This window comes from Bradyrhizobium sp. SZCCT0153, assembly GCF_018129995.1.
GTDB lineage: Bacteria > Pseudomonadota > Alphaproteobacteria > Rhizobiales > Xanthobacteraceae > Bradyrhizobium > Bradyrhizobium japonicum_G.
The window spans coordinates 294,631-318,337 of sequence record NZ_JAFCKS010000006.1; the positions used below are offsets into that span (position 1 = coordinate 294,631).

Here is a 23,707-nt window from a genome sequence, read left to right on the forward strand (position 1 = left end):
GGTTCGAACGAACCGTGGGCGTTGTGAGTTGATGCGGGCGGAAATATCCGTCCAAAACTGTTTCGAAGGAGTTAGCCGATGTCGACCCATATTTCAGTCCCGCCGCAAGCGTTGCTCGAGCGCATTCTCACGCTGGAGATCGTGCGCGTGACGGAGCGGGCGGCAGTGTCTTCGGCGCGGCTGCGCGGGCACGGCAACGAGAAGGCGGCCGACCAGGCCGCCGTCGACGCCATGCGGCGCGAGCTCAACAAGCTGCCGATCGAGGGCACCATCGTGATCGGCGAGGGCGAGCGCGACGAGGCGCCGATGCTGTTCATCGGCGAGAAGGTCGGCATGAACGCCGGCCCGCAGGTCGACATCGCGGTCGACCCGCTCGAAGGCACCACGCTGTGCGCCAAGGCCATGCCGGGCTCTATCGCCACGATGGCGATGGCCGATGGCGGCACGCTCCTGCACGCGCCCGACGTCTACATGCAGAAGCTCGCGATCGGTCCCGGCTACGCCAAGGGCGTCGTCGAGCTCGATGCGACACCGGCCGAGAACGTCCGCCGCCTCGCCAAGGCCAAGGGCGTCCAGCCGGACGGGATCACCGTTCTCGTGCTCGACCGTCCGCGCCATGCCAGCATCATCGAGAGCGTGCGCTCGACCGGCGCCGCCGTGCGCCTGATCACCGACGGCGACGTCGCCGGCGTGATCCACTGCGCCGACCCCGACAACACCGGCGTCGACATGTATCTCGGCACCGGTGGCGCGCCGGAAGGCGTGCTCGCGGCGGTGGCGCTGCGCTGCATCGGCGGCCAGATGCAGTGCCGTCTCATCCTCGACTCCGACGAGAAGCGCGAGCGCGCCGCCAAGATGGGCGTCAACGATCCCAAGATGATCTACGGCATCGAGGACATGGCGCGCGGCGACTGCCTGTTCGCCGCCACCGGCGTCACCACCGGCTCGCTGCTGTCGGGCGTCAAATTCCGCAAGGACGGCGTGATCGAGACCGAGACGGTGGTGATGCGCTCCGTTACCGGCACGGTGCGCTACATCAAGGCCGAGCACCGCGAGCTCGCGAAGTTCCATCTGGACTAAGCCACGACATGCTGCCGTCATTCCGGGCCTGCGCCTCGTGGTGCATCCCGGGATGACCAAGAACAAGTAACGTACGGGAAAGCGCCCATGTCCGATCTCTCCGCCGTCAAAGCCCTGGTCTTCGACGTGTTCGGCACGGTCGTGGACTGGCGCACCAGCCTGATCACCGACTTCATGTGGTGGGCGAAGGGGCGCGGCATCAGCGCCGACTGGACCGCACTCGTCGACGGCTGGCGCGGCATGTACATGGCCTCGATGGACGACGTGCGCAAGCATCCAGAGCGCGGCTATGTCATGCTCGACGATCTGCATCGCCGCTCGCTGGACAAGCTGGTCGAGCAATTTTCGATCAAGGGCCTGACCGAGGCTGATCTCGATTACCTCACCAAGGGCTGGCACCGCCTGCAACCCTGGCCCGACAGCGTCGCCGGCCTGACCCGGCTGAAGACGAAATTCGTGATCTCGCCGCTGTCGAACGGCAACGTCGCGCTGCTCACCAACATGGCGAAGTTCGCGGGCCTGCCGTGGGACCTCGTCATGTCGGCCGAGCTGTTCGAGCACTACAAGCCTGATCCCGAGACCTATCTCGGCGCCGCGCGCCTGCTCGGCCTCAAGCCGGAGCAGGTGATGATGGTCGCCGCCCACAACGGCGATCTCGCCGCCGCGCAGAAGAACGGCCTGAAGACCGCGTTCGTGGCGCGGCCGACCGAGTACGGTCCGCTCCAGAAGGTCGATTTCGAAGCCACCGGCAACTGGGACATCGTCGCCAGGGATTTTGGCGGCATCGCCGACAGGCTCGGCTGCTGACAGCGCCGTAGACGATCCGCCGCGAGCCGGCAGGCAACAGCGAGCCAGCAGGCAAGAGCAAGAGGTGCTCGTTGGCCTTCTCATTATTGGCCCTGCAAGTCCTGGTCACGGTGGGGACGACCGCTGGGACGATTGCGCTGATCTTTTGGCTGCTTCTGCGGGTCAGGCCGAGCGTGCTCAGCGAGACCGCGGGCGCAATCGAGCCGGAGAAAAGCATCGCCTGGTTCACCGTCATCGGCGGTTGCATTATGTCGCTGGCCGGCTTGTACGGGGTCCTGTTTCAGGACGTCGGCTGGGGAGGGGTGGTGGTCGCACTCCTGGGTCTCGGTGCCGCCGGCTTCATGTCGCCATCGCTCACGTCCGTCCACAAGGTGACGTGGGACCAGGAGTCGATTGAAGGTCCATCGAACCTGTTTGGTCCCACGCTGGGGCTGCGAAGAACCAGACTATCGTGGGACGATATTTCGAGAACCGGAACGACTGTGACCGGCTACTGGTTCGTCGAGAGCCATGACGGCAGGCGGGTCTATTGGAGCTTTCTCTACAAGGGCCACGGCGCTCTCGCCGCTTTTCTTCACGCGAAGCGGCCTGATTTGGAGCGTCCAGTATCTGAATGACGGCCGGCGCGGACTGACGCTGCCACCTCGAAGCCGCTCGCGGCCGCGGAGCCCGCGGAATAGATCACTGATCCGGGCGGCACGTGCGCCGCCCGGATCAGATCCGGCGATTACAACGTCATCTGCATCGGTTCGGGATAATAGTGGAAGCCGTCGCCGACCTTGGCGACGTGGCCGTAGCCCGGCCAGGCGAAGTGATAGGACATCACGGGGGTCTTGTTGGCCGCAAGCATGGTCAGCAGCTTGACGCGCGATTCAGCCGCCTGCTTCGGGTCTGTGTCATAGGAGAATTCCATCCGCGGCCGCTCGAGCAGCAGCACCGAATGATGCGAGAGGTCGCCGAGGAAGGCGAAGGACTTGCCGGCCGACGAGACCAGGAAGATGTGGTGGCCGACGGTGTGGCCGGGCGCGGCGATCGCCTGGACGCCCGGCAGGAATTCCTGGCCGTCCTTGAAAAACACGATGCGGTCGCGAACCGGCAGCAGGTTCTTGCGGGCGTGGACGATGAAGTCCTTGACCGGGCTGCCGAGCTTGCCCTCGTCGGTCCAGAAATCGAAATCGGTCTGCGAGATATAGATCTGCGCGTTCGGAAACAGCGGCTTGCCGCCCTCGTCCACGATGCCCCCGATGTGATCGATATGGGCATGCGAACAGACCACGGCATCGATATCCCCCGGCTTGATGCCGGCCTCGGTCATGCTCTTCTGCTGCCGGCCGGTGGTGGGGCCGAACAGCTTGGAGCTGCCCATGCCGGTATCGAACAGGATGAGCTTGTCGCCGGTGTTCACGATCGGCGAGTTCTGCTCGAGCACGACATTGTCCGGCGACAGGAAATTGTCGGCCAGCATCTTCTTCACGTCCTCCTTGGGAACGCCGGTGAATGTCCCGGAGGGATCGCCGAGCGGCAGTGGTCCGTCGGAGACGACGGTGATCTCGGCATCGCCGAGAACGAAGCGGTGCCAGTACGGCGTCTGGGTGCCGAGCTTGGGAGCGCGCGCAATTGCGGTGGTGCCGAGCATTGCACTGGCACCGAGGCCGGCGCCGAGCGAGAGCAGGGATCGACGTGAGACGTTGAGTGTCATTCGCTTCCTCCACTTTTTCTTTTGAGCTGCGCGAATTTGTCGCGCGCCATGTTCGGCCTGAGGCCAGCCATGATGCTGCGCCGGTTCAGACAAACCAGCAAGTGGAATTGGTTTGCGGATGATCGCGGCTTGTCAAAGTTGCACGTGCAATTCCGGCGCACGACAAAGACGCCATTGCCGACGTTGTTCACGGCGTCACGATCGACCAGCGTTGCTGCAACGCAATCAAGGATTGTGTCGCGATTGTGTCTGCCGGCGCGCCCGATACGGCGGGATGGCAGGAATATTCTGGCAGCTGGAATCATTTTACGTCACGGTGGCGCGCGCGTCCGCGCGGCAACTTCGCCTTACGCGATCCGGAGCGTCAGGTCGTTGCCTTCCGCTTCGGCAAAGCCCGCTTGCAGGACTTCTTCGCGCTTGTGGCGCAGATGCGCGCGCAGGATATGCGCGAGCCCGACGCCGTCGCGCCTCTGGAGCGCGTTCAGGATTGCATCATGCTCCTTCACGGCGAGCGCCCAGCGCTGCGGCGTCATCGGCGTGACGTAACGCGCGCGGCGGATGCGCGCGGTCACGGACGCATACAGCCCCGCGAGCGCGGGGTTTCCGGCTGCAGTGACGATGGCTTCGTGAATGGCGCGGTTGCCGCGGTAGTACTGGATCAGGTCACGCTCGCGATAATGCTGCACCATGGCCGCGTGCGCGGCGGCGATCTCGTCGATCCCGGCGTCGGTGATCCGTTCGCAGGCGAGCTCCCCGGCGAGGGCCTCGAGGCCCTGGCAGACCTCGAACAGGTCGCGCATGTCCTTGTCGGTCAGCTTCGCCGCGCGCGAGCCCCGATGCGGCAGCAGCTGCACGAGGCCCTCGGCGGCGAGCACCTTGAGCGCCTCGCGCAGCGGCGTGCGCGAGATCTGCAGCCGCTCGCACAGTTCGCGCTCTGGAATTCGCGCCCCCGGCGGAATTTCGCCGTCGAGCAGGATGGCCCGGATACGGCCGACAACTTCCTCGTGAAGCATGGGTCGGAGGTCCATTTGCATTCAAAACTGAGATTATATGTGAAAGATTGCAAGTTCCAGCTTGAAAAATGATAATTTTGCATTCAAAAATGTAAAAAAGCAGAAAGGCGTGAGGAAATGGACCAGCAGGTGGGGGCGGAAGACCTCGTTTTCGAGCGCCGGGACGGCATTGGTCGGATCACCTTCAACCGCCCGCAGGCCCGCAATGCCTTCACTTTCGCGATGTACGAGCGGCTCGCCGCGATCTGCGCGGAGGCCAACGACGATCATGCGATCAAGGTGCTGGTGCTGCGCGGAGCCGGCGACAAGGCTTTCGCCTCGGGCACCGACATCAACCAGTTCCGCGAATTCAGGACGCCGCAGGATGCGATCGACTACGAGAACCGCATCGATCGGGTGCTGAGCACGCTCGAGCAGTGCCGGGTGCCGACGATCGCGGCGATCAACGGGTTCTGCACCGGCGGCGGCGCCGGCATCGCCGCTGCCTGTGACCTCCGTATCGGCACAAGAAGCGCGAAAATCGGATTTCCCGTCGCCCGGACGCTCGGCAATTGCCTGTCGATGTCCAATGTCAGCCGTCTCACGGCGCTGATCGGCGCCGCACGCGTCAAGGACCTGATCTTCACCGCGCGTCTCATTGACGCCACCGAGGCTGCAAGCGTCGGGCTGCTCGGCGAGGTCGTCGAGGATGACGCGGCGCTCGAGCGCCGTGCCGACGAAGTCGCGCGGCTGCTCGCCAGCCACGCGCCGCTGACGCTGAACGCGACCAAGCAGGCGGTGGCCCGCCTGCAAAGGCGGCTGACGCGGGACGAGGGCGAAGACCTCATCCTGATGTGTTACACGAGCCAGGATTTTCGCGAAGGGCTCGATGCTTTCCTCACCAAGCGCGCGCCGCAATGGCGCGGTGAATAGGACGGGCCGATGCAGAGCGATCGTTCGCAATCGAACTCCGGCCGTTCGGGGCCGCTGGCCGGCCTCAAGGTCATCGATCTCACCCATGTCATGGCAGGGCCGACCTGCACCTTGATGCTCGCGGACATGGGCGCCGATGTCATCAAGATCGAGAAATGGCCGAATGGCGACGACACCCGCCATTCAGTGCCGCCGAAGATCGGCGACGAGGCGGCCTCCTTCCTGATGATGAACCGCAACAAGCGCGGCATTGTGCTCGATCTCAAGACCGAGGGCGGCAAACAGGTGCTGCGGCGGCTGATCGCGGGCGCCGACGTGCTGGTCGAGAACTTTGCGCCGGGCGCGATGGAGCGCCTCGGCTTCGGCTACGAGGCGCTGCACGCAAAATTCCCGGCGCTGATCTACTGCTCGCTGTCGGGCTTTGGCCGCACTGGTCCCTACAAGCACCGCCGGGGATTCGATCTCGTCGCCCAGGCCATGAGCGGTATCATGAGCTTTACCGGCGAGCGTCCTGACGGCCCGCCCGTCAAATGCGGCCCGCCGCTGTCCGACATCACTGCCGGGCTGCTCGCGAGCATGGGCATCCTCGCTGCCTACACGCATCGTCTCAAGACCGGCGAAGGGCAGTGGGTCGAGACCTCGCTTTTTGAAGCAGCTCTGGTGCAGACCTACTGGCAGTCGACCATCGCGTTGGCCGCGGGCACCGCGCCGCGCGCGATGGGCTCGGCTCATCCGCTCAACGCGCCTTATCAGGCCTTCGAGGCCTCCGATGGCTGGCTCGTGGTCGGCGGCGCCAACAAGAAGCACTGGCTGTTGATGCTGGAAGCACTCGGTGCGAGCGAGCTTGCATCCGATCCGCGCTTCGTCACCGGCGCCGACCGCATGGCGAACCTGAAGGAGCTCGATGCGGTTTTGAGCGAGCGCTTCCGCACGAAGTCGCGGGCGCATTGGCTTGCGGCGCTGGACGAGAAGGGCGTGCCCTGCGGCCCCGTCCACGACATGCTGGAGGCGCTGAGCGATCCGCAGACGCTGGCACGCGAGATGGTCGTCGAGGTCGAGCACTCCACGCTCGGCCCGGTGAAGACCATCGGACTGCCCGTCAAATTTTCGGAGACCCCAGGCAAAGTGCGCATCGGCGCGCCGCTCTACGGTGAGCATACAGGCGAGGTGCTGACCGAATACGGGTTCGACCAGACGCAGATCGATGCTCTCGCAAAAGAAGGCGCAATCGTTCTGGCCCCAGACCGGCGCGAGGAACGCGTCGCCTGACCGGACATCGCTACGACAAAGACAAGACAAAACATAAAAAAGCTGGAGGAAATCATGGGTCGGACGTCAACACTTCTACTCTCCGCGGCCGCAGCGATGCTCGCCGGCACGATGCCGGCGCTCTCGGCCTGGCAGCCGCAAAAGCCGATCGAGTTCGTGGCCACTGCCGGGCCGGGCGGCGGCACCGACAATATCGCCCGCGCCGTGCAGAACATCATCACCAAGTACAAGCTGACGGAGCAGCCCATCGTCGTCGTCAACAAGGGCGGCGGCAGCGGCGCCGAAGGCTATGTCTACGGCAAGGCGTCCGCCGGCGATCCCTACAAGGTGATCTTCGGAACGTCGAACGCCTGGCAGCAACCGCTCGTCTCCAAGGTCGCCTTCAATTACACCGATCTCACCCCGGTCGCGGCGATGGCGCAGGACGAGTTCCTGCTCTGGGTCAAGCAGGATGCCCCCTACAAGACGGCAGGGGATTATCTGAAGGCGGCCGCATCGGGCGAATTCAAGATGGGCGGGGCACAGTCAAAGGACACCGATGAGGTCCTGACCCGCATGATCGAAAAGACCGGTCACGTGAAGCTGACCTACATCCCCTTCAAGAGCGGCGCCGAGACCGCCGTGCAGCTTGCCGGCGGACATCTCGACTCCCACGTCAATAATCCGAGCGAAAGCCTCGGGCAATGGCGCGGCGGCACGCAGCGACCGCTTTGCGTTTTCAGCCCGAAGCGGCTGCCGAAGGGTCCCAAGATCACCGCGACCGAAGGCTGGAGCGACGTTCCGACCTGTGCCGAGCAGGGGCTCGATATCAAGCAATATGAGCAGCCGCGCACGGTGTGGCTGCCCGGCAAGGTCACGCCGGACCAGGCCGCGTTCTATGTCGATCTCATGAAGAAGGTGCAGGCGACGCCGGAATGGAAGGACTACATCGAGAAGACTTCGCAGGTCGATACGTTCCTGACCGGCGCTGAGCTCGACAAGTTCATCAAGGACGATCTCGAGCACCTCAAGCAGGTTGCGGCCGAGCAGGGTTGGCTCATCAAGTGAGCCGGCCCTGCCAGGCCATGAGATCCCGTCATCTCGCGTTAGGTTGGAGCCGCTGATGATATCGCGCCGCGCTCTCGAACTGGCGACCGCCGTTCTCACCGGCGGCTTCGGTGTCGCTGTCGTCGTGCAGAGTCTCGACAACGGTATCGGCTGGTCGAGTGCGGGCGTCGATTCCGGCACGTTCCCGTTCCTGACCGGGATCATCATCGTTGTCGGCAGTCTCTACAATCTGGTGCGGGGCATGCTGCCGGTCGCGACATTGGCGCATGTTCCGATCGCGATCACGCCGATCGAGTTGCGCCGGATTGCCGGCCTGTTCGTACCGGCCGCGATCTTCGTTGCGGCGATCCCGCTGGCCGGGATGTACGTCGCCTCCGCCCTCTATGTCTTCGCGGTGCTGGCAATCCCCAGGCACCAATCCGTACCCCGTGCGCTGGCTATGGCGGCGGCGACGGCGCTCGCGCTCTACGTCGTGTTCGAGCGCATGTTTCAGGTGTCGTTGCCGCACGGCGCGCTCGCCGCCGCGTTCGGGTACTGACGGAGCGCGCGATGGACAATCTCGGGGAACTTCTGCACGGCTTCACCATCGCGGTCACGCTGCCGCATCTGGCGCTGATGGTGGTCGGCGTGCTGCTCGGCATCCTCGTCGGCGTGCTGCCGGGGCTGGGTGCGCCGAACGGAGTGTCACTGCTGCTGCCGCTGACCTTCGGCATGCAGCCGGTGTCGGCGATCATCCTGCTCTCCTGCATGTACTGGGGCGCGCTGTTCGGCGGCTCTGTCACCTCAATCCTGTTCAATATTCCCGGCGAGCCGTCCTCCGTCGCGACCACCTTCGACGGCTACCCGATGGCCCGCGACGGCCGGCCGACGACGGCGCTCGCCACCGCGTTCGGCTCGGCGGCGTTCGGCGCGCTGGTTGGCGTCATCCTGATCACCTTCCTCGCATCCTGGGTGGCGCAGGTCGCGCTTGCCTTCGGGCCGGCGGAGTATTTTGCCGTCTATTTCCTGGCCTTTGCGAGCTTTGTCGGCATGGGCGGCGGCGCGCCGATCAAGACCGTCGTGGCGCTGGCGATCGGCTTTGCCATCGCAGCGATCGGCATCGACACCGTGTCCGGCAGCGTTCGTCTCACCATGGGCGTCGATGAACTGGTCAAGGGCGTGAACTTCGTCGTCGCCGTGATGGGCCTGTTCGGCATCGGCGAGCTGCTGGTTGCTGTCGAGGAGGAGTTTCACGCCCGCGCGGTCTCCTCGAAGATCGATTGGCGCGAGGTGTTTCGCGCGGTCGGCCGCCTGCCGCGGCACAGCATTGCCTTGCTGCGCAGCGCCGCGATCGGGTGCTGGATGGGGATCACGCCGGGCGGCCCGACCGCCGCGTCCTTCATGAGCTACGGCATCGCCCGCCGCTTCTCGCGCCGCGGCCGCTATTTCGGCACCGGAGAGGTCGAGGGCATCATCTCGCCCGAGACCGCCGATCATGCCGCCGGCACCAGCGCATTGCTGCCGATGCTCTCGCTCGGCATTCCCGGCTCGGCAACTGCGGCTGTCATGATGGGCGGGCTGATGATCTGGGGCCTCAATCCCGGGCCGATGCTGTTCGTCGACCAGAAGGACTTCGTCTGGGGCCTGATCGCCTCGATGTATGTCGGCAACATCGTCGCGGTGGCGCTGGTGCTGCTCACCGTGCCGGTCTTTGCCGCCCTGATGCGGATTCCGTTCGTGATCATCGCGCCCCTGATCGTGATCATCTGCGTCGTCGGCGCCTATTCGGTGTCGAACTCTTATCTCGACGTCGTCATGATGCTCGGCTTCGGGATCGTCGGCTATCTCTTCAAGAAGCTGTTCTATCCGCTGGCGCCGCTCGTGCTCGCGATCGTCATCGGCGACAAGGCCGAGGACGCCTTCCGGCAATCGATGCTGATGTCCAGGGGGTCGCTCGGGATCTTCTTTGCGAACAAGCTGGTGACGTGCCTGGTGGTGGCCGGGATCGCGCTGTTGCTGCTTCCGCTGGTGCTGCAGCTTGCGCATCTGTTTCGCAAGCCCGCGCCGTCCACCGATGAGACGACAACCCAAGCGACAGCTCGGCAGAAGGTGACCATATGACCGCAAAGCCGCTCATTGCACTGGCGATGGGAGACCCCGCCGGCATCAGCCCGGAGCTGACCGCGAAGCTGGTGGTGCAGGACGATATTCGTGCCCGCTGCCGGATCGTCGTGATCGGTGACCGCCGGATCTTCGACGAAGGCGCGCGCGTCGCCGGCGTCAAGCCGGAGCTGACCATGGTGGAGCAGGGGGCCGACCTTCGGGCGGCGAGGGCGGAGGCGTTGTTCGTCGATCTCGGTCATCTCGATGCCGGGGACGTCGAACCGAAAGCTGCGACCCTTGCCGGTGGACAATTCGCCATGGCCAATTACAAGCACGCGCTCGAGCTTGGTCGCGACGGACGCGCCGATGCGGTCTGCTTCACGCCGTTCAACAAGCAGGCGATGCGGCTCGCCCGCGCCGGCTATGACGACGAGATTGCGTTCTCCGCGGAGGTGGCCGGATTGAAGACCCCCGCAAGCGAATTCAACGTGCTCGGCGATCTCTGGAATGCGCGTGTCACCTCGCACATTCCGCTGAGGGATGTCGCCGCAAAGCTGTCCGGCGAGCGCATCCTCCGTGCGCTCAAGCTGACGGACGCCTGCATGCGCAACGCCGGTTTCGCGCGGCCGCGGATCGCGGTCGCCGGGCTCAATCCGCACGCCGGCGATGGCGGTAATTTCGGCCGCGAAGAGATCGACATCATCGCGCCGGTGGTCGTGGCCGGCCAGCGCGAGGACATCGCCGTCGAGGGACCGTTTCCCGCCGACACGGTGTTCCTGCGTGCCAAGGGCGGCGCCTTCGATGCGGTGCTGACGATGTATCACGACCAGGGCCAGATCGCGATGAAGCTGATGGGCTTCGATCGCGGCGTGACCTTGCTCGGCGGCTTCCCGTTCCCGATCTGCACGCCCGCGCACGGCACCGCCTACGACATCGCAGGCCAGGGCATCGCGTCGATCGGCGCCAGCCGCGCCGCGGTGTTGCTCGCGGCGGGAATGGCGGCGCGTCGCGCCACGTAATCTGGCGCTACTTCGGGAGAGGCATCGTCAGCTCCTTGTCGGCGGTATCCACCACGAACACGGCCAGCAGCTTCGCAGGCTCGGTATCGCTGGCATTGGCGCTGACGGCATGGCGATCGCCCGGCCGTTCGGAAAAGTTCTCTCCCTTGCGAAAGACCTTGGCAGGACCGTCATTGACCTGGCTGCGGATCGCGCCTTCCAGCACCGTGGCATAGATGAAGGCCGAGGGTGCATGAATGTGGGCCGGCGAGGAGCCTCCAGGACCATACTCGACCAGCACGCCCTTCATGCTCTTGCCCGGGACATTGGGCAGCGGCTGGTCGAATACGACCGACACCTTTGCCAAAGGGGCTGCCGGCTCGGCCGCATGGGCGGCCAGGACAGAGGCGGCATAGACAGCCGTTGCGATCATCAATCTACGCATGGGGATGTCCTCCTCAGAGGTTCGCGAGCCAGGTGGCGAGCGGGATTTTCCCGAGCCGCGCCTCGCCGAGCGGGTTCAGCGAGGTGTCGTCAATGAGCGCGCCGTAATAGGGCGCGTTCGGATCGCCCACCACCGGGCGGGCGTCGCCGGAGGCCATCAGGCGGCGTGCGATAAATTCGTTAAAGGGCGCCTTCTCGGGCCCCGCGATATCGATCGTGCCGTTGAGGGGCTGGTCCGTTGCGACCTCCGCGAGGCGCTCGGCGACGTCCTCGGCCGCGATCGGCTGGAACAGTGCCGACGGGACGACGATCCTGCTGCCGCTCAACCCCGTCTCCGCAATGGCGCCGAGGAATTCGAAGAACTGGGTGGCGCGGACGATCGAGTAGGGGACCGGAGACGACTTGATGATGGTCTCCTGCGCCAGCTTGGCGCGAAAATAGGAATTGTCTGGCGACCGTTCGGTCCCGACGATCGACAGCGCCACGTGATGCTTCACGGCCGCTGCCGCCTCGGCCGCGGCGAGATTGTTGCTCGAACGCTGGAAGAAATCGAGCACCGCGGCAGGCTCCCAGGACGGGGCGTTGGCAACGTCGACGACAACGTCGGCGCCCTTCAGCGCTGCTGCCAGGCCTTCGCCGGTGACGGCGTTCACGCCCGATTTCGGCGAGGCGGCCACGGCCTCGTGGCCCCGCTGCTTGAGCTTCGTCACGAGCTTGGATCCGATCAAGCCGGTTCCGCCGATTACGACAATCTTCATGGCCTATCTCCTCGGCACGTTGCAAAAGTGATGCGGCGCCACTCTTACCCGAGCAATGGGGCAGGCTCTTGCCTGTAACCGGCCTGTCTTGCCTAAAAATGCACAAGACGGCATGGGGCGGCCTTCATCCGACGGCCGAAAGATAAAGCTGCGTGTCGAAATAGTCCGACGCGCGGAGCGCGCCGCTGACACCGGCGTCCGCCATGAAGAAGTCGCTGACCTGCTGTAGCCATTTTACGACGGTGCCGTCCGCATAGAGCCGTCGCCATTCGCGCGCGGAGTAGAGTTTTTGCGCCTTGAAGGCCTCCGCGATGTCGGCTGGACGCGACGACCTGTAGTGAGACCGGAGCGCCTCCGCTGCCGCGGCCGGGTTGCGCACCATGTGGTCATTGGCATCAATCCAGCCACGGATGATCCGGCTCAGGACCTCGCTGTTGCCGGCATGATAATCCATTCGCGCCGCCCAGCCGCCGAGCACGGCCGATTGCGGATAGAACGCGGAGGCATCGACCAGCTTCACCGCGTCCGGAAGCGCCTCGCGCACGACGACATTGAACGGCACCCAGAGCGCGACGGCCGGCACCTCGCCGGCGATGAAGGCCTTGACCGCGTCCGGCATGCTGGCGTTGACGATCTCCACCTCTGCCGGGCTTATGTTGTTGGCGCGTAACGCCCGGTCGAGGAAGATATGCGCTGTGGTCTTCATGGTCGTCGCGATCCGCTTGCCCCTGAGATCGGCAAGTCGGTTCACCCCGAGCGTCGGCCGGACCCAGAGCTGCGCGGTCGCAACCTCGATGTCGTTGATGAGAAAGCCCCGGCCGTGGCCGAGCGCCAGATGGTTTGAGATGACGCCGCCCGTCGAAGCGACGTCGAGCTCTCCCCGCATCATCGCCTCGAACACCTCGGGGCCGGTGTGGAATTCGTGCAGATCGAAGTCGATCCCCTCGCGGTTGAACGAGCCGCGATCCAGTCCGGTCCAGATTTGTCCGTCCACGGCGACCACATGGAGATAGCCGAGCCGGACCTTGGTGCGGGCCTGCGCGATTGCAGGCATGCCGAGCATCGCGGTGGTCGCGAGCGCTGCGCCGTGGTGAAGCAATCGCCGGCGGCTGACGGGGCGGGCGCTCATGCCGCTGCCCCGGTATTCTGGGCCGCGGCGCGAAAACGCTGGGCGTGAAACGCCGCGATGCCGTCCTTGGGATAGTCGAGCAGGAATCCGGAGAGCCGGACCAGGGTGGTATCCGCCGCGCCGTCTTGCGCGATCGAGGCGAAAACCTCGTCCCAGCGCCGGCACATGGTGATGTCGGCCTCGTTCGCCAGCGCAAGCTCGCCGCGCAGCTCGCTGACCTCGATCGGCTCGGCAAATCCCTTCGGCCGGATCTTGTCGATGCTGCGGAACAGGAATGCATCGCCAACGCGCGCACGAACGGCCGCGCTGACCAGCACGCGCGTGCCATAGTTCTTGTTGAGTCCTTCGAGCCGTGACGCCAGGTTTACGGTGGCGCCGAGCGCCGTGTAGTTCATCCGGTCGCTGGAGCCGATATTGCCGACCACGGCGTCGCCCACATGCAGGCCGAAACGCGTATCGTATGGCGGCCAGCCCTCGCGCCGAAAATCCTCGTTGAGGGCCTCGTTCGCTGCCAGACACGCAAGAACGGCGCGGCAGGCGTTGACGGCGTGATCGGGATCATCCGAAGGCGCGTTCCAGAGCGCCATCACGGCATCGCCGATGTATTTGTCGACCGTGCCCTGATGCCGCATGATCTCGTCCGAGAGCGCCGCGAAATAGCGCGACGTGTAGATCATGACCTGGGACGGATCGGCCAGCTCGGTTTTTGCGGTGAAGTCGGCCACGTCGGTGAACAGCACCGTGACCTCGCGCCTCGTGCCGCCGAGGCCGAGCGACGAGCCGGTCTCGATCAGCTGACGCACGATCGGACGCGGAATGAAGCTTGCAAAGCTGCGCACCACGCTACGCATGGTGAACACCGAGCGGCCGAGTTCCTCGATCTCGGCGATGGCGGAATGGATGCGCGGCCGTTCCGCGATCTCGAAGCGCTGGATCTCGTCGGTCTGTTGCACGATCTTGCGCAGCGGCCGTGCCATCAGCGATCCCAGCCAGAACGCGAATGGGAGCGTGGCACCGACGAAGGCGAGCGCAAGCGCAAACAGCGTGCGGCGCTCGTCGATGATCCGGGCATAGAATTCGTCGAGCGGCGCGATCATCGCGAGGCGGACGTTGGCCGAGCCGGCCGTATCGAGCCGGTGGACCGCCGCGACATAGGTCCGGCCCGAGACGTCGGCGAAGAATTGCTGGGCGGGACCATCGCTCCGCCAGGACCGGATGACCGGCAGCAGAGCAGGCAGTTTGAGCGCACCCAGTTGCGGCAAGTCGTCCTGCCTCTCGGGGATCTCCGCCATCAGCCGATCCATCTCGGGATGGGCGACGATGCGTTCGGCATCGTTGAACAGGAAGGCGAGCCCCGATGGCCCCAATTTCTGCTGCGCCAGCATGTCCTCGAACCGATTGAGCAGCACGTCACCTGCGACGACGCCGCGCCGGCCCTCCCTGAGCGGTATCCGCAGCGTGTAGCCGGGCTCGCCGGTGGCGTAGAAGACATAGGGGCCGGTCAGCAGGGTCTTGTCGGTCTTGAACGCCTCGACATACCAGGGCCGCTGCCGCGGGTCGTAGCCGGTGGGGCCGGGAACCTCCGCGACCTGAATGAGGTTCTCGGAGAGAAATTGCGTGACCGGTGCGGCGCCCCCCGTGCGAGAGATCAAAACCAGCCGGAAGGTGGCATCCTGATCGACCTTCAGGCTTGCCCTGAATGCCGGCTTGGCGCGGTCGATCACGTCCATCTCGATGAACGAGCCGTCCTCATAGCCGACATAGAGATTGAAGAGCTGCGGGTTGTTGCGAAGCATCGCCGCCATCAAGCTGTACAGCCGCGAATTCTCGGCGATATCGGCTTCCTGGATCGGTGGCAGACCGGACAGGATATCGAGATTGTCGCGGACGTTCTTGAACTGCTCGTCGACGTGGTCGGCGCCAAGCTGCGCCACTTTCTCGATGAAGCCGGAGGCCGCTGCTTTCGTGATGACAGTCACGCGCTCGAAGCTGAGATAGACCAGAGTCAGGCCCACAAGCAGAACGACGCCAACAAACACCGTGATGATCGATGTCTGGAAGCCGATGCGAAATTCGCGCTTGCCGGTCCGGTCTCCGGTCATTGCAGTTGCTTTGACGGCTGCTTCAGTACTTGCGAACGACAGGTTTGGTCGCGGCCGGCGCGGGTGCCGCTGGCGACACCGAGAAGGTGACCCAGGTCGACCAGCTCTTCGGTCGATTCTCGACCTCCAGGTCCTTGTAGCCGCGGACATTGAGATAGCCCTGGTAGCCATCGGACATCGGGATCATGAACCCTATCTGCGGACCGATTCCGACCGACTGCCCCCTGAACCCGCCGAGCTTGGCGCCCGGACCGCTATCGTCTGTGAGCTGCTGGAAGAAGTAGCCGGCGATGCCGATATGGACGTTCTTGCTCACGAACTGCGAGGCGGCCCAGTCGACATGGAAGTCGATGCCGTTCTGGTACTGAAGGGCTCCGTTCATGAAACTGTAGGTGAGCCCGCCGACGATCGAGAATTCATGCCCGGTCTTCGGGTCGAGATAGGTGTAGCCGGCGCCGGCGTCGACCGCGGGGAAGCCGAAACTCAGATTCGCGAGCCGGGTGGGATCATAGGTGCCGCTCGGGATGTTGCCGGTGATGTAGACCAACTCGTTGTGGACGCCCTGATTCCATTTCAGCGTGCCCTGGTAGAAGACGTCGGTCAGCGTGGTGCGGTTGTCGGTGGCTGTCCCGGAGATCGTGTTGCCGCGGGGACCGGTCAGCGTTGCGTCGATGCCGACGCCGATATTGCCGGGCGCGGTGAGCAGCGTGAAGGCGGCCTGACCGCCAAGCACGGGCATCGGCGAGGTGTAGGTGATGCCCATGACCAGCGCATCGGCATGTGCGTTGAGGCCGGCGGTCACGGAGCCGGGTATGCCGCCGCTGGTGACGAAGTTCTGGCCGCCGCCGGCTTTCTCCTGCAGATGGAGATAGATCGTCGAATAGGCCCATCCCGGCGTCACCGGCACGGCCGCAAGGCTACCGAAGATGCCCGGAAGCCAGAAGCTGACACCGCCGGAATCGGCAAGGGCAGGCTGAGCGGTGAGGCTCGCCACAGCCAGCGCAGTCGCGAGTCCGGCCTTGCGAATGTGTCCCGCCATGTGGCGTCTCCCATTTTCATCGCGTCGTTACGGGCAGTAGTCCCAAAAGCCCTGTGTCCGGGATGGGTCGGTGTAGTACCAGCACATGCCTGGGGCCGGTGCCGCACCCGCCCAACTGGCGGCTGTTGCGGCGGCGACGAATCCGATCGCCGCACCGGCGGCGATCGCACCGCCTCTCGGCCAGTAGTAATGGCCGGGCCGCGCCCATGCGCCGCGCCCTGCCACAGCGGTGGTTCGGCGAACCGCGACGTTGCCGCGCGGTCCGACCACTGCGGTGCCGCCGCGATAGGCGGCGCCACGCGGGCCGACCACGGCGCCGCCGCGATGGACCACGGCACCGCCGCGCGGACCCACGACGGCGCCGCCACGGCGACCGGCCGCGCGCACTTCGATGAGGCCGGATGATCCGATCGCGCTCTGCTGAATGGCCGCCGGCAGCAGCGGCGCCGCTGAAACCGTCTCGATCGAAAGGAACGCGCCGGTTGCCAGCGCCAGCCAGCAGCTCGTCAGCCGAAACGAGCGAATATCTCTAGACATCTTTGATCCTCGTATTGTTCTTGTTTCGTCGATGAAGTCGCCCGGCACGATCCTCCTCGTCATCGCGACGCTCCCGTGCTGCCGCGTTCGAACGCGAACACCGTCTTCCAGTCCTTCGCCATGTCGACGACCGTCCAGCCGCGCCGCACCGCTTCGTCCCAGGCTTTGTCGAGCTTTCCGATCTTCGACTGGCGGTCGTAGGCATATTCGCGGACAGCGTCGGTGTGATGGACGATGCCGAGGAAGCGCGGGCCGGGTCCGGCCGCGGTCCATTGCAGCATCTGGTGGTCGCCGTCGGAGTTGCCGAAAGCGAGAATAGGGCGGCGGCCGATGAAGCGATTGATGCCCGACGGCTTGCCTGGGCCATCGTCAATGAACTCGACTTTCGGCAGCTTCATCAGGACGGGCTTGCCATCGTCTCCGATCTTGAATTGCGTGACTCCGGACGAGCCGACGACCTGCTCGGGGGGAATGCCGTAAGCTTTATCGGCCCACACCCGCATGAACTCGACGCCGCCGCCGGACACGATGAACGTCTTGAAGCCGTTGGCGCGCAGGTAAGCGAGCAGCTCCACCATCGGCTGATAGACGAGCTCGTTGTAGGGACGATTGAAGCGCGGATGCTGCGCGCGGGCCAGCCAGTCGGCGACCGAGGACGCGTAGGCGTCCGTCGTCATGCCGCTATGGGCGGTCGCGACGAGTGATAGCAGGGCCTGCTGTCCTTGTGCGGCGAGCGCATGTCTATCGCCGGAGAGGAAAGCCTTGAATGGTTGTTGCTGCTTCCATTCTGGATGTGTGGCCGCCATCGCCTTGACGCTGTCCAGACCGAAGGCGAACTGAAAATAGATCGGCTGCTCGCACCACAGCGTGCCGTCGTTGTCGAACACGGCGATGCGCTCGGCGGGCGGGACGAAGTCCGGCCCGCCGTCTTTGATCACTCCCGCGACGAAGCCCGTGATCGCCTTCCTCGCCGCGCCATCGTTCCAGGATGGCAGTGGATCCGACTGGCCACGGGTGGTTCGGCTCATTGCACCGCAAAGCGATCCCGCAATGAGCAAGGTCAGCACACAACGATGGAGAAGCTGATACATTTCCTTTCGCATCCCGAAACTCTGCGTGCCGGGTGTGGGGCCCGGCAGCTCGCCAAGGCGGAACGCAGGCCGGCATGATGTCGGCCGGCGGCGATGTCGGAGCTACTTCTCTATGCCGCGATCCCTGAAGGACTTGTCGATCGCCTTGTTGACCTCCTTGCGAACGCCCTCGACGTTGAAGCTGGCTGGGCGCTGACTCGGCGGATATTCGGCGAAGGTTTGCAGAAAGGCCGCAGCCTTCAGCTGTCCTTTCACCATCATGTAGTCGTTCTTGGCGAGGAAATCGTAATATTGGTCGGAGACGATGTCCGCGCGCTCGTACGGATCCATCCGGAGATTGAATATCTTCGGCACCCGCAAAGTCGTGAAGGGATTCGCCCACACCACCATTCCGCCCGGCCGGCGTTGCTCGGCGAAGACGATCTTCCAATCGTCGTAGCGCATGGCCACCAGATCTCCGTCGTCGTTGAAGTAGTAAAACTCGGAGCGTGCGCTCTTGGGCGATTTTCCGGTCAGGTAGTCCAGTTGGTTGTAGCCGTCGAGATGGTTCCTGAAAGTGGTCGGATTGCCGGCTGGCTGCCATCCCTTGAGCAGCCTTTCCTTGACATCGGTATCGCCGGCGGCGGCGAGGAGCGTCGGGAACCAATCGAGGCCGGAGACGATCTGGTTTGAGACCTCGCCTGCCTTGATCTTCCCTGGCCAGCGCACCATCGCGGGTACACGGAAGGCGCCTTCCCAATTGGTGTCCTTTTCGCTTCGAAAGGGCGTCGTGGCGGCATCCGGCCACGACCATTGATTGGGGCCGTTGTCGGTGGTGTAGATGACGATGGTGTCGTCGGCGATGCCGAGCTCGTCGAGCGCTGTCAGGAGTTTGCCGACATCTCCGTCATGCTCCAGCATGCCATCCGCATATTCGTTGCCGACCATGCCGCTCTGTCCGCGCATCGACTCGCGCACATGCGTGAAGGCATGCATGCGCGTCGCATTCATCCAGGTGAAGAAGGGCTTGTTGGCCTGCACCTGCCGTCTCATGAAATCGATCGCGGCGGCAGTGGTCTCGTCGTCGATCGTTTCCATCCGATTCCTGTTCAGCGGCCCGGTGTCCTCGATCTTGCCGCCGGCAACACTACGGATGACGCCGCGGGGATGATAGGCCTTGAGAAACGCTTGATCATCCTTCGGCCAGAAAGGTTGCTCCGGCTCTTCTTCGGCGTTGAGATGATACAGATTGCCGAAGAACTCATCGAAACCATGATTGGTCGGCAGATACTCGTCGAGATCGCCGAGGTGGTTCTTGCCGAACTGCCCCGTCGCATAACCCAGCGGCTTGAGCGCTTCGGCAATGGTGATGTCGACCTTTTGGAGGCCAACGGGAGCGCCGGGCGCACCGACCTTGGAAAGACCGGTGCGCAAGCAGGCCTGACCGGTGATGAACGTCGAACGGCCCGCGGTGCAGCTGTTCTCGGCATAATAGTCCGTGAACATCATGCCTTCCCGGGCGATACGATCGATGTTCGGCGTCTTGTACCCCACCACGCCGAACGAGTAGGCGCTGATGTTTGTCTGCCCGATGTCATCGCCGAAGATGACCAGGATGTTCGGCTTGCGGCCTGGGGGCGTCGAGGTCGCGGCAGGTGCGGGCGCAGCCTTCTGCGCTTGAGCCATGGCTTTTGAAGTGAACGTCGCCGCAGCGACAATGGATGACGTACCCAACAGGAGATTTCTGCGATTGATCGTCTTATCTGTCCGCGACTGGTTGTTGTTGTTCTCAAACTCGCTACTCATTCCATGCTCCCTAGGTTCCTGGAAGTCCTTCTCGTTGGGGTTCGTTTGGAAGGGGTGACCGCACCACGCAGCGGAATCCGACATGGCTGGTCGAGGTATCCACCGGTTCGGCATGGCGCGCGGCGGGGCGATAACGGCGGCAATAGTTCGGCGCGCAGAGATGCGAGCCGCCCTTGAGGACCTTGCGGGGAATCCGGACGTCGGGCAGGGCAGGGTCGTAGCTTGCGCTCTCGCGCCCGCCGCGAGGGTTCTTCGGGATGCAGCAGGGCTTCGCAGTGTCGACCTGATGCCTCGCCGACCACCAGTCGGAGGTCCATTCCCAGACATTGCCGATCATGTCGTAGAGGCCGTAAGCGTTCGGCGGGAAGGCCATGACCGGCGAGGTACGCTCATACCCATCCTCGCCGAGATTCTGGACGGGAAAGTTTCCCTGCCAGATATTGGCCATGTGCTTGCCACCCGGCATCAGCACGTCGCCCCAGGCGAACTCCTCCGCCTCCAGGCCGCCGCGCGCGGCGAACTCCCATTCCGCCTCCGTCGGCAGGTCCTTGCCGGCCCAGCGCGCATACGCTGCCGCATCGCTGAAGGAGACGTGGACGACGGGATGGTCGTCGAGGTCCTTGATGTTGCTGCCGGGACCATAGGGATGGCGCCAGTTGGCGCCGCGCAGGAAAGTCCACCACTGGCTCCAGTCGGCGAGATCGGTGATGCGCGGCAGCGGCGAGAACACCAGCGATCCCGCGTACAGCATCTCCTTCAGTGCGCCGGGGTAGTCCCTGGGATCGGGAACGATTTGCGCCTCGGTCACATGACCGGTCGCGTTGACGAACTGCTTGAACTGCCGGTTGGTGATGGGCGTACGGTCGATCCAGAAGCCGTCGACAGCGACGCGATGACTCGGCGCCTCCTCGGGATAATGATGGTCGGATCCCATGCGAAAGGTTCCGCCGGGAATGAAGACCATTTCGCCGGTCTTCACGTCATCCGGCAACCATTCGCAGTGATCCAGATCCGCCCGCAGCATGGTGGAAACTCCGATACTCGCGTTTCCACCTGACGCTACGGCGTAGATTTTGGCAGAGGCTGGAGACGGCCCATTGCCCGGTATGTTGGACGCATTGTCTGGTCCCCTCTTTTTTGGCGCTCGGAGGAGAGCACGACGCTTCATTGCGTCAGTGTCTCTTTCCTATCGCGAGCACGAGTTTGTGCACGCGGCAAATCCCTGCCGCGTGCACTCCGCCATCCGCAGAGCGCTTTCGATCGATCTCGCTGAGGTTGAAAACGGTATCGGAAGATTGGCCGGTTGTGATGTGCAGTTTGTGCCAGTACGCAGGGGCAATGGGTGAGACTTAACGACCCATCGCCAAAAACCCACGGAATTGCGATGCAATGCAGTGAATTTTACCTGCCGGATTTCGACAGTGTTTGCCTCGAAATGCGAAGTCAGCTTGTCGTACCCGCTTCGCGTTGTGGTGGTATTTGGCTGCCGCCTGCCGCAGAATTGTCGCGCTTCAGTAACAGGGTACAGCCATGGGGCAATTCCTTCTGGTTGATTCGCGCAAGCTGGACGGTTTCGAAGGACTTCACCAGGCCGTCCACGGCTCGCATGTCGACGTGATGCAGCTCGGCCGCGGTCGGCTGCGCGGGACGTTGTCCCATGTCGGCATCGGCGATTTCTCGCTCAGCATCGGCGCCTTCAACGTCGGCATGCGCACGCAGCGCGTCGCCAGCGACGACAAGCTGATCGTCGGGATGCTGCTCGCCGCCGAAGAGCGCGTCGCCCATTGGTCGTTCGACATGAAGCTCAACGATGTGCTCGTGATTCCGCCGCTGCTCGAGCATGACGGTGTCTTTCACGGCCCATCCGCTTACGCCGCGATGCGCTTCGACCTCACGGAGGTCGCATCCCTGTTCGGTGGCGAAGCGAGGCTGAGCGATCCCGACAGCTGGCGCAGCCGCGGTCATTTCCGGGCGGACCTCGAGACCGGCGCGATCGCCTCGCGCCGGCTGGTCCGGATCATGTCGCATCTGCGCGAAAACAAATACGGACTGACGCCGTCGAGCGCCGACTTCTGGAAGCGATCGATTGTCGAGTGCATGGCGGCCAACGTCATGTCGTCACTGCCGCCCGACGATGGCGGCTGGCTGCCCTCGGCAAGGCGGCTGATCCGCCGGGTTGAGGAGTATCTGGACGAGGCGGGCACGCGACCGGTACATGTGTCGGAGATCTGTGCGGCATTGGGCGTATCGCGGCGCACCTTGCATCGCGCCTTTCAAGAGGTGTTCGGCCTCGGCCCGGTCAGCTTCCTCAGGCACAAGCGGCTATGCGCCGTTCATTCGATCCTGCACGAGAGCGCTCCTGGCTCGACGACCGTGGCGGCGGTCGCGATGCAGCAGGGCTTCTACGAGCTCGGACGGTTCTCGCAATACTACCTTGCGATGTTCGGGGAGCGTCCGTCGCAGACGCTCGGAATTGCGACACTGCAAGCAGCTGGAAACGACCTCGCCAGAGCCTAGCGCTCTCGGTTGCGAACGACGCCATGACGGCAGGAGGCCGCTGTCTTGCCCGACGCGCCAAATGGCGAACGAAAAACGTCGGGAAAACAACCCTGTAGCTACTGTGCATGGGGTTGTTTTCACGGTTTTGTCTTGGACAGGCCGGCTGGCCCCAGTCTCACGCCCCGCAGACGATCACGCCGTACCAGCCCAGGCCCCGATAGGTCTCGTAGCCCGGCGTCGCATGGAAGGCGACCAGCGTGCCGGAACGGTCCTGGTAGAAGCCGGAGCGCTGGCCGTCCAGCGCGAGCGAGATGCGCTCGCTGAGGATGCCTTGGCCGTCGGAGGCTGCGATCACGCGAAAATTCGAGTCGACCAGCAGCACGCGGGCCTTGTCGCTGTCGCCGACGCGCACGCCTTGCACGATGGCGCGGGCCTGCGCCTCCCAGTCGAAATGGATGGCGAGCACGCCGATCGGCGCGCCGTTGGCCTGGCCGCCGGCGCGGACGCTGGCGCAATAGGTCGCGACCTGCGCATTGCCGAGGAGCGGCTGGTTCTCGACGTCGCCGGCGACATAGTCGTCGCCGGAGCGCAGGGCCTTCGCCTCGCGAAACCATTTGGTATGGGCGACGTTCTGGCCGACGGCGCGAAAGCGGTCGGCGCGGCCGTTGGCGATGACGTTGCCGTCGAGGTCGCAGAGCCAGAGGTCGAGATAGACGGTGTAGGCCGCGAGGATCACGCCGAGACGCTGCGAGGCATGGGAGACGGCGGCCGCGCTCGGCGAGGCCGCGCAATCGACCACGGCGGAATCGGTCGCCCACCAGCGCACGTCGCAGGTGCGTTCATAGAGGTTGCGGTCGATCAGCTCGATGGCGTTGAGCGACAGGTCGACCATGCGCTCGCCGCGCGAGCGCTGGCTCATGCGGTCGATCGAGGCGACGAGATCGCCGGTGCGTTTGGTCAGCTGGGTTTCGAGCTCGCGTGCGATGGTCTCGACCTGCTGGCCGACGCCGCGCACCTCCTGCGCCACCACCGCAAAGCCCGCGCCTTGGGCGCCGGCGCGCGAGCTTTCGATCAGCGCATTGAGCGCCAGCATCTTCATCTGGTTGGTGATCTGCTGGATCGACTTGGTCTTGTCGACCGCGATCTGGTTGACCTCCGCGGTGAGGCGGTTGATCAGAGCCGAGATATCGGAATCGTCATCAGCGGGTTCGGTAGTGATCGGCTTGGCTTTCAGACCCAGCGCAGCAGACATCGGGGGACTTCCCTTGGCAATGAGGCCTGATCTGCAATGAACCCGGAACAATCGCTTACAGATCGAATACGATTCTTTTTCGAAGATTCCGCCTAACGCCTGCTTAATTTGCTATTCGGCGGAATGCCTAAATGATAGTCACTCCGGCCTGCCGGCCGGCCATC

General features: G+C 64.2%; 23 protein-coding genes. 10 read left to right on the forward strand and 13 right to left on the reverse strand.

The features are described from left to right. Positions 1-78 precede the first annotated feature (78 nt). The 3 genes from glpX (at position 79) to JQ572_RS25905 (ending at position 2,504) form a co-directional block, all read left to right on the forward strand. Positions 79-1,080 (forward strand): class II fructose-bisphosphatase, encoded by a 1,002-nt coding sequence (glpX, locus tag JQ572_RS25895; protein ID WP_211385654.1) that lies wholly within the window; start codon positions 79-81, stop codon positions 1,078-1,080. 87 nt (positions 1,081-1,167) lie between these two features. Further along, positions 1,168-1,887, forward strand: a complete 720-nt coding sequence (locus JQ572_RS25900; RefSeq protein WP_211385656.1) for a haloacid dehalogenase type II — start codon at positions 1,168-1,170, stop codon at positions 1,885-1,887. Positions 1,888-1,958: 71 nt separating this feature from the next. Further along, positions 1,959-2,504 (forward strand): hypothetical protein, encoded by a 546-nt coding sequence (locus JQ572_RS25905; RefSeq protein WP_211385657.1) that lies wholly within the window; start codon positions 1,959-1,961, stop codon positions 2,502-2,504. A gap of 110 nt (positions 2,505-2,614) precedes the next feature. Here the strand turns inward: JQ572_RS25905 and JQ572_RS25910 are convergent, their stop codons facing one another. Genes JQ572_RS25910 through JQ572_RS25920 form a run of 3 tightly spaced genes read right to left on the reverse strand, consistent with a single transcriptional unit; the run spans position 2,615 to position 4,599 of the window. After that, positions 2,615-3,586: an MBL fold metallo-hydrolase gene (locus JQ572_RS25910; RefSeq protein WP_211385659.1), complete on the reverse strand. Its 972-nt coding sequence runs from the start codon at positions 3,584-3,586 to the stop codon at positions 2,615-2,617. Further along, positions 3,583-3,891, reverse strand: a complete 309-nt coding sequence (locus JQ572_RS25915; protein WP_211385660.1) for a hypothetical protein — start codon at positions 3,889-3,891, stop codon at positions 3,583-3,585. The genes JQ572_RS25910 and JQ572_RS25915 overlap by 4 nt, the downstream gene beginning before the upstream one ends. A gap of 42 nt (positions 3,892-3,933) precedes the next feature. Continuing rightward, positions 3,934-4,599, reverse strand: coding sequence for a GntR family transcriptional regulator (locus JQ572_RS25920; protein ID WP_249129333.1), 666 nt, complete (start codon positions 4,597-4,599; stop codon positions 3,934-3,936). Between the two features lie 117 nt (positions 4,600-4,716). Here JQ572_RS25920 and JQ572_RS25925 point away from each other — a divergent pair, with 117 nt between their 5' ends. The 6 genes from JQ572_RS25925 to JQ572_RS25950 are packed head-to-tail and all read left to right on the forward strand — an operon-like array spanning position 4,717 to position 10,928. Further along, entirely contained in the window at positions 4,717-5,511 is a 795-nt protein-coding gene (locus tag JQ572_RS25925) for an enoyl-CoA hydratase/isomerase family protein (RefSeq protein ID WP_211385663.1), read from the forward strand. 9 nt (positions 5,512-5,520) lie between these two features. Next, the gene (locus JQ572_RS25930) at positions 5,521-6,780 is read left to right on the forward strand and encodes a CaiB/BaiF CoA transferase family protein (RefSeq protein WP_211385665.1); all 1,260 of its coding nucleotides are present in this window, start codon (positions 5,521-5,523) and stop codon (positions 6,778-6,780) included. A 54-nt stretch (positions 6,781-6,834) separates the two neighbouring features. Beyond that, positions 6,835-7,827, forward strand: a complete 993-nt coding sequence (locus JQ572_RS25935; RefSeq protein WP_211385667.1) for a tripartite tricarboxylate transporter substrate binding protein — start codon at positions 6,835-6,837, stop codon at positions 7,825-7,827. Positions 7,828-7,882: 55 nt separating this feature from the next. Further along, positions 7,883-8,365, forward strand: a complete 483-nt coding sequence (locus tag JQ572_RS25940) for a tripartite tricarboxylate transporter TctB family protein (RefSeq protein WP_211385669.1) — start codon at positions 7,883-7,885, stop codon at positions 8,363-8,365. Between the two features lie 11 nt (positions 8,366-8,376). Continuing rightward, a complete protein-coding gene (locus JQ572_RS25945) occupies positions 8,377-9,927 on the forward strand; it encodes a tripartite tricarboxylate transporter permease (protein WP_211385671.1) in 1,551 nt (516 codons plus the stop codon). Beyond that, on the forward strand, positions 9,924-10,928 hold the full coding sequence (locus JQ572_RS25950) for a 4-hydroxythreonine-4-phosphate dehydrogenase PdxA (protein ID WP_211385672.1): 1,005 nt from the start codon (positions 9,924-9,926) through the stop codon (positions 10,926-10,928). Before JQ572_RS25945 ends, JQ572_RS25950 begins: the two co-directional genes overlap by 4 nt. Before the next feature lie 7 nt (positions 10,929-10,935). On the opposite strand, the gene JQ572_RS25955 is transcribed toward JQ572_RS25950, so the two are convergent. The 9 genes from JQ572_RS25955 to JQ572_RS25995 all read right to left on the reverse strand — a co-directional run bounded on the left by JQ572_RS25955 (position 10,936) and on the right by JQ572_RS25995 (position 20,816). Next, the gene (locus JQ572_RS25955) at positions 10,936-11,352 is read right to left on the reverse strand and encodes a cupin domain-containing protein (RefSeq protein ID WP_211385673.1); all 417 of its coding nucleotides are present in this window, start codon (positions 11,350-11,352) and stop codon (positions 10,936-10,938) included. Positions 11,353-11,365: 13 nt separating this feature from the next. Further along, positions 11,366-12,109 (reverse strand): SDR family oxidoreductase, encoded by a 744-nt coding sequence (locus JQ572_RS25960; protein ID WP_211385674.1) that lies wholly within the window; start codon positions 12,107-12,109, stop codon positions 11,366-11,368. A gap of 124 nt (positions 12,110-12,233) precedes the next feature. Beyond that, positions 12,234-13,238 carry an ABC transporter substrate-binding protein gene (locus tag JQ572_RS25965; protein ID WP_211385675.1) on the reverse strand — a complete coding sequence of 335 codons (1,005 nt, stop codon included), beginning with the start codon at positions 13,236-13,238 and terminating at the stop codon, positions 12,234-12,236. Beyond that, positions 13,235-15,340 (reverse strand): adenylate/guanylate cyclase domain-containing protein, encoded by a 2,106-nt coding sequence (locus tag JQ572_RS25970; protein ID WP_211385676.1) that lies wholly within the window; start codon positions 15,338-15,340, stop codon positions 13,235-13,237. The genes JQ572_RS25965 and JQ572_RS25970 overlap by 4 nt, the downstream gene beginning before the upstream one ends. Before the next feature lie 22 nt (positions 15,341-15,362). Beyond that, the gene (locus JQ572_RS25975; protein WP_211385677.1) at positions 15,363-16,379 is read right to left on the reverse strand and encodes a SphA family protein; all 1,017 of its coding nucleotides are present in this window, start codon (positions 16,377-16,379) and stop codon (positions 15,363-15,365) included. Between the two features lie 27 nt (positions 16,380-16,406). Further along, on the reverse strand, positions 16,407-16,916 hold the full coding sequence (locus JQ572_RS25980; protein ID WP_211385678.1) for a hypothetical protein: 510 nt from the start codon (positions 16,914-16,916) through the stop codon (positions 16,407-16,409). A gap of 59 nt (positions 16,917-16,975) precedes the next feature. Further along, positions 16,976-17,944 carry an HAD family hydrolase gene (locus JQ572_RS25985; RefSeq protein ID WP_249129335.1) on the reverse strand — a complete coding sequence of 323 codons (969 nt, stop codon included), beginning with the start codon at positions 17,942-17,944 and terminating at the stop codon, positions 16,976-16,978. A gap of 165 nt (positions 17,945-18,109) precedes the next feature. Next, entirely contained in the window at positions 18,110-19,792 is a 1,683-nt protein-coding gene (locus JQ572_RS25990; RefSeq protein ID WP_211385680.1) for an arylsulfatase, read from the reverse strand. 10 nt (positions 19,793-19,802) lie between these two features. After that, a complete protein-coding gene (locus JQ572_RS25995; RefSeq protein WP_211385681.1) occupies positions 19,803-20,816 on the reverse strand; it encodes a formylglycine-generating enzyme family protein in 1,014 nt (337 codons plus the stop codon). Positions 20,817-21,322: 506 nt separating this feature from the next. On the opposite strand from JQ572_RS25995, the gene JQ572_RS26000 reads away from it, so the two are divergent. Continuing rightward, positions 21,323-22,309 carry a helix-turn-helix domain-containing protein gene (locus JQ572_RS26000; protein ID WP_211385682.1) on the forward strand — a complete coding sequence of 329 codons (987 nt, stop codon included), beginning with the start codon at positions 21,323-21,325 and terminating at the stop codon, positions 22,307-22,309. Between the two features lie 157 nt (positions 22,310-22,466). Here the strand turns inward: JQ572_RS26000 and JQ572_RS26005 are convergent, their stop codons facing one another. Further along, a complete protein-coding gene (locus JQ572_RS26005; protein ID WP_211385683.1) occupies positions 22,467-23,543 on the reverse strand; it encodes a methyl-accepting chemotaxis protein in 1,077 nt (358 codons plus the stop codon). Positions 23,544-23,707: the final 164 nt, after the last annotated feature.

Coding starts and splice junctions, on each gene's coding strand:
- JQ572_RS25960 (WP_211385674.1), bottom strand. CDS start 12,109: ATGAAGATTGTCGTAATCGGCGGAACCGGCTTGATCGGATCCAAGCTC.
- JQ572_RS25955 (WP_211385673.1), bottom strand. CDS start 11,352: ATGCGTAGATTGATGATCGCAACGGCTGTCTATGCCGCCTCTGTCCTG.
- JQ572_RS25980 (WP_211385678.1), bottom strand. CDS start 16,916: ATGTCTAGAGATATTCGCTCGTTTCGGCTGACGAGCTGCTGGCTGGCG.
- JQ572_RS25970 (WP_211385676.1), bottom strand. CDS start 15,340: ATGACCGGAGACCGGACCGGCAAGCGCGAATTTCGCATCGGCTTCCAG.
- JQ572_RS25940 (WP_211385669.1), top strand. CDS start 7,883: ATGATATCGCGCCGCGCTCTCGAACTGGCGACCGCCGTTCTCACCGGC.
- JQ572_RS25910 (WP_211385659.1), bottom strand. CDS start 3,586: ATGACACTCAACGTCTCACGTCGATCCCTGCTCTCGCTCGGCGCCGGC.
- JQ572_RS25950 (WP_211385672.1), top strand. CDS start 9,924: ATGACCGCAAAGCCGCTCATTGCACTGGCGATGGGAGACCCCGCCGGC.
- JQ572_RS26005 (WP_211385683.1), bottom strand. CDS start 23,543: ATGTCTGCTGCGCTGGGTCTGAAAGCCAAGCCGATCACTACCGAACCC.
- JQ572_RS25945 (WP_211385671.1), top strand. CDS start 8,377: ATGGACAATCTCGGGGAACTTCTGCACGGCTTCACCATCGCGGTCACG.
- JQ572_RS25985 (WP_249129335.1), bottom strand. CDS start 17,944: ATGAGCCGAACCACCCGTGGCCAGTCGGATCCACTGCCATCCTGGAAC.
- JQ572_RS25900 (WP_211385656.1), top strand. CDS start 1,168: ATGTCCGATCTCTCCGCCGTCAAAGCCCTGGTCTTCGACGTGTTCGGC.
- JQ572_RS25930 (WP_211385665.1), top strand. CDS start 5,521: ATGCAGAGCGATCGTTCGCAATCGAACTCCGGCCGTTCGGGGCCGCTG.
- JQ572_RS25915 (WP_211385660.1), bottom strand. CDS start 3,891: ATGATTCCAGCTGCCAGAATATTCCTGCCATCCCGCCGTATCGGGCGC.
- JQ572_RS25935 (WP_211385667.1), top strand. CDS start 6,835: ATGGGTCGGACGTCAACACTTCTACTCTCCGCGGCCGCAGCGATGCTC.
- JQ572_RS25920 (WP_249129333.1), bottom strand. CDS start 4,599: ATGCTTCACGAGGAAGTTGTCGGCCGTATCCGGGCCATCCTGCTCGAC.
- JQ572_RS25990 (WP_211385680.1), bottom strand. CDS start 19,792: ATGAGTAGCGAGTTTGAGAACAACAACAACCAGTCGCGGACAGATAAG.
- JQ572_RS26000 (WP_211385682.1), top strand. CDS start 21,323: ATGGGGCAATTCCTTCTGGTTGATTCGCGCAAGCTGGACGGTTTCGAA.
- JQ572_RS25925 (WP_211385663.1), top strand. CDS start 4,717: ATGGACCAGCAGGTGGGGGCGGAAGACCTCGTTTTCGAGCGCCGGGAC.
- glpX (WP_211385654.1), top strand. CDS start 79: ATGTCGACCCATATTTCAGTCCCGCCGCAAGCGTTGCTCGAGCGCATT.
- JQ572_RS25995 (WP_211385681.1), bottom strand. CDS start 20,816: ATGCTGCGGGCGGATCTGGATCACTGCGAATGGTTGCCGGATGACGTG.
- JQ572_RS25965 (WP_211385675.1), bottom strand. CDS start 13,238: ATGAGCGCCCGCCCCGTCAGCCGCCGGCGATTGCTTCACCACGGCGCA.
- JQ572_RS25975 (WP_211385677.1), bottom strand. CDS start 16,379: ATGGCGGGACACATTCGCAAGGCCGGACTCGCGACTGCGCTGGCTGTG.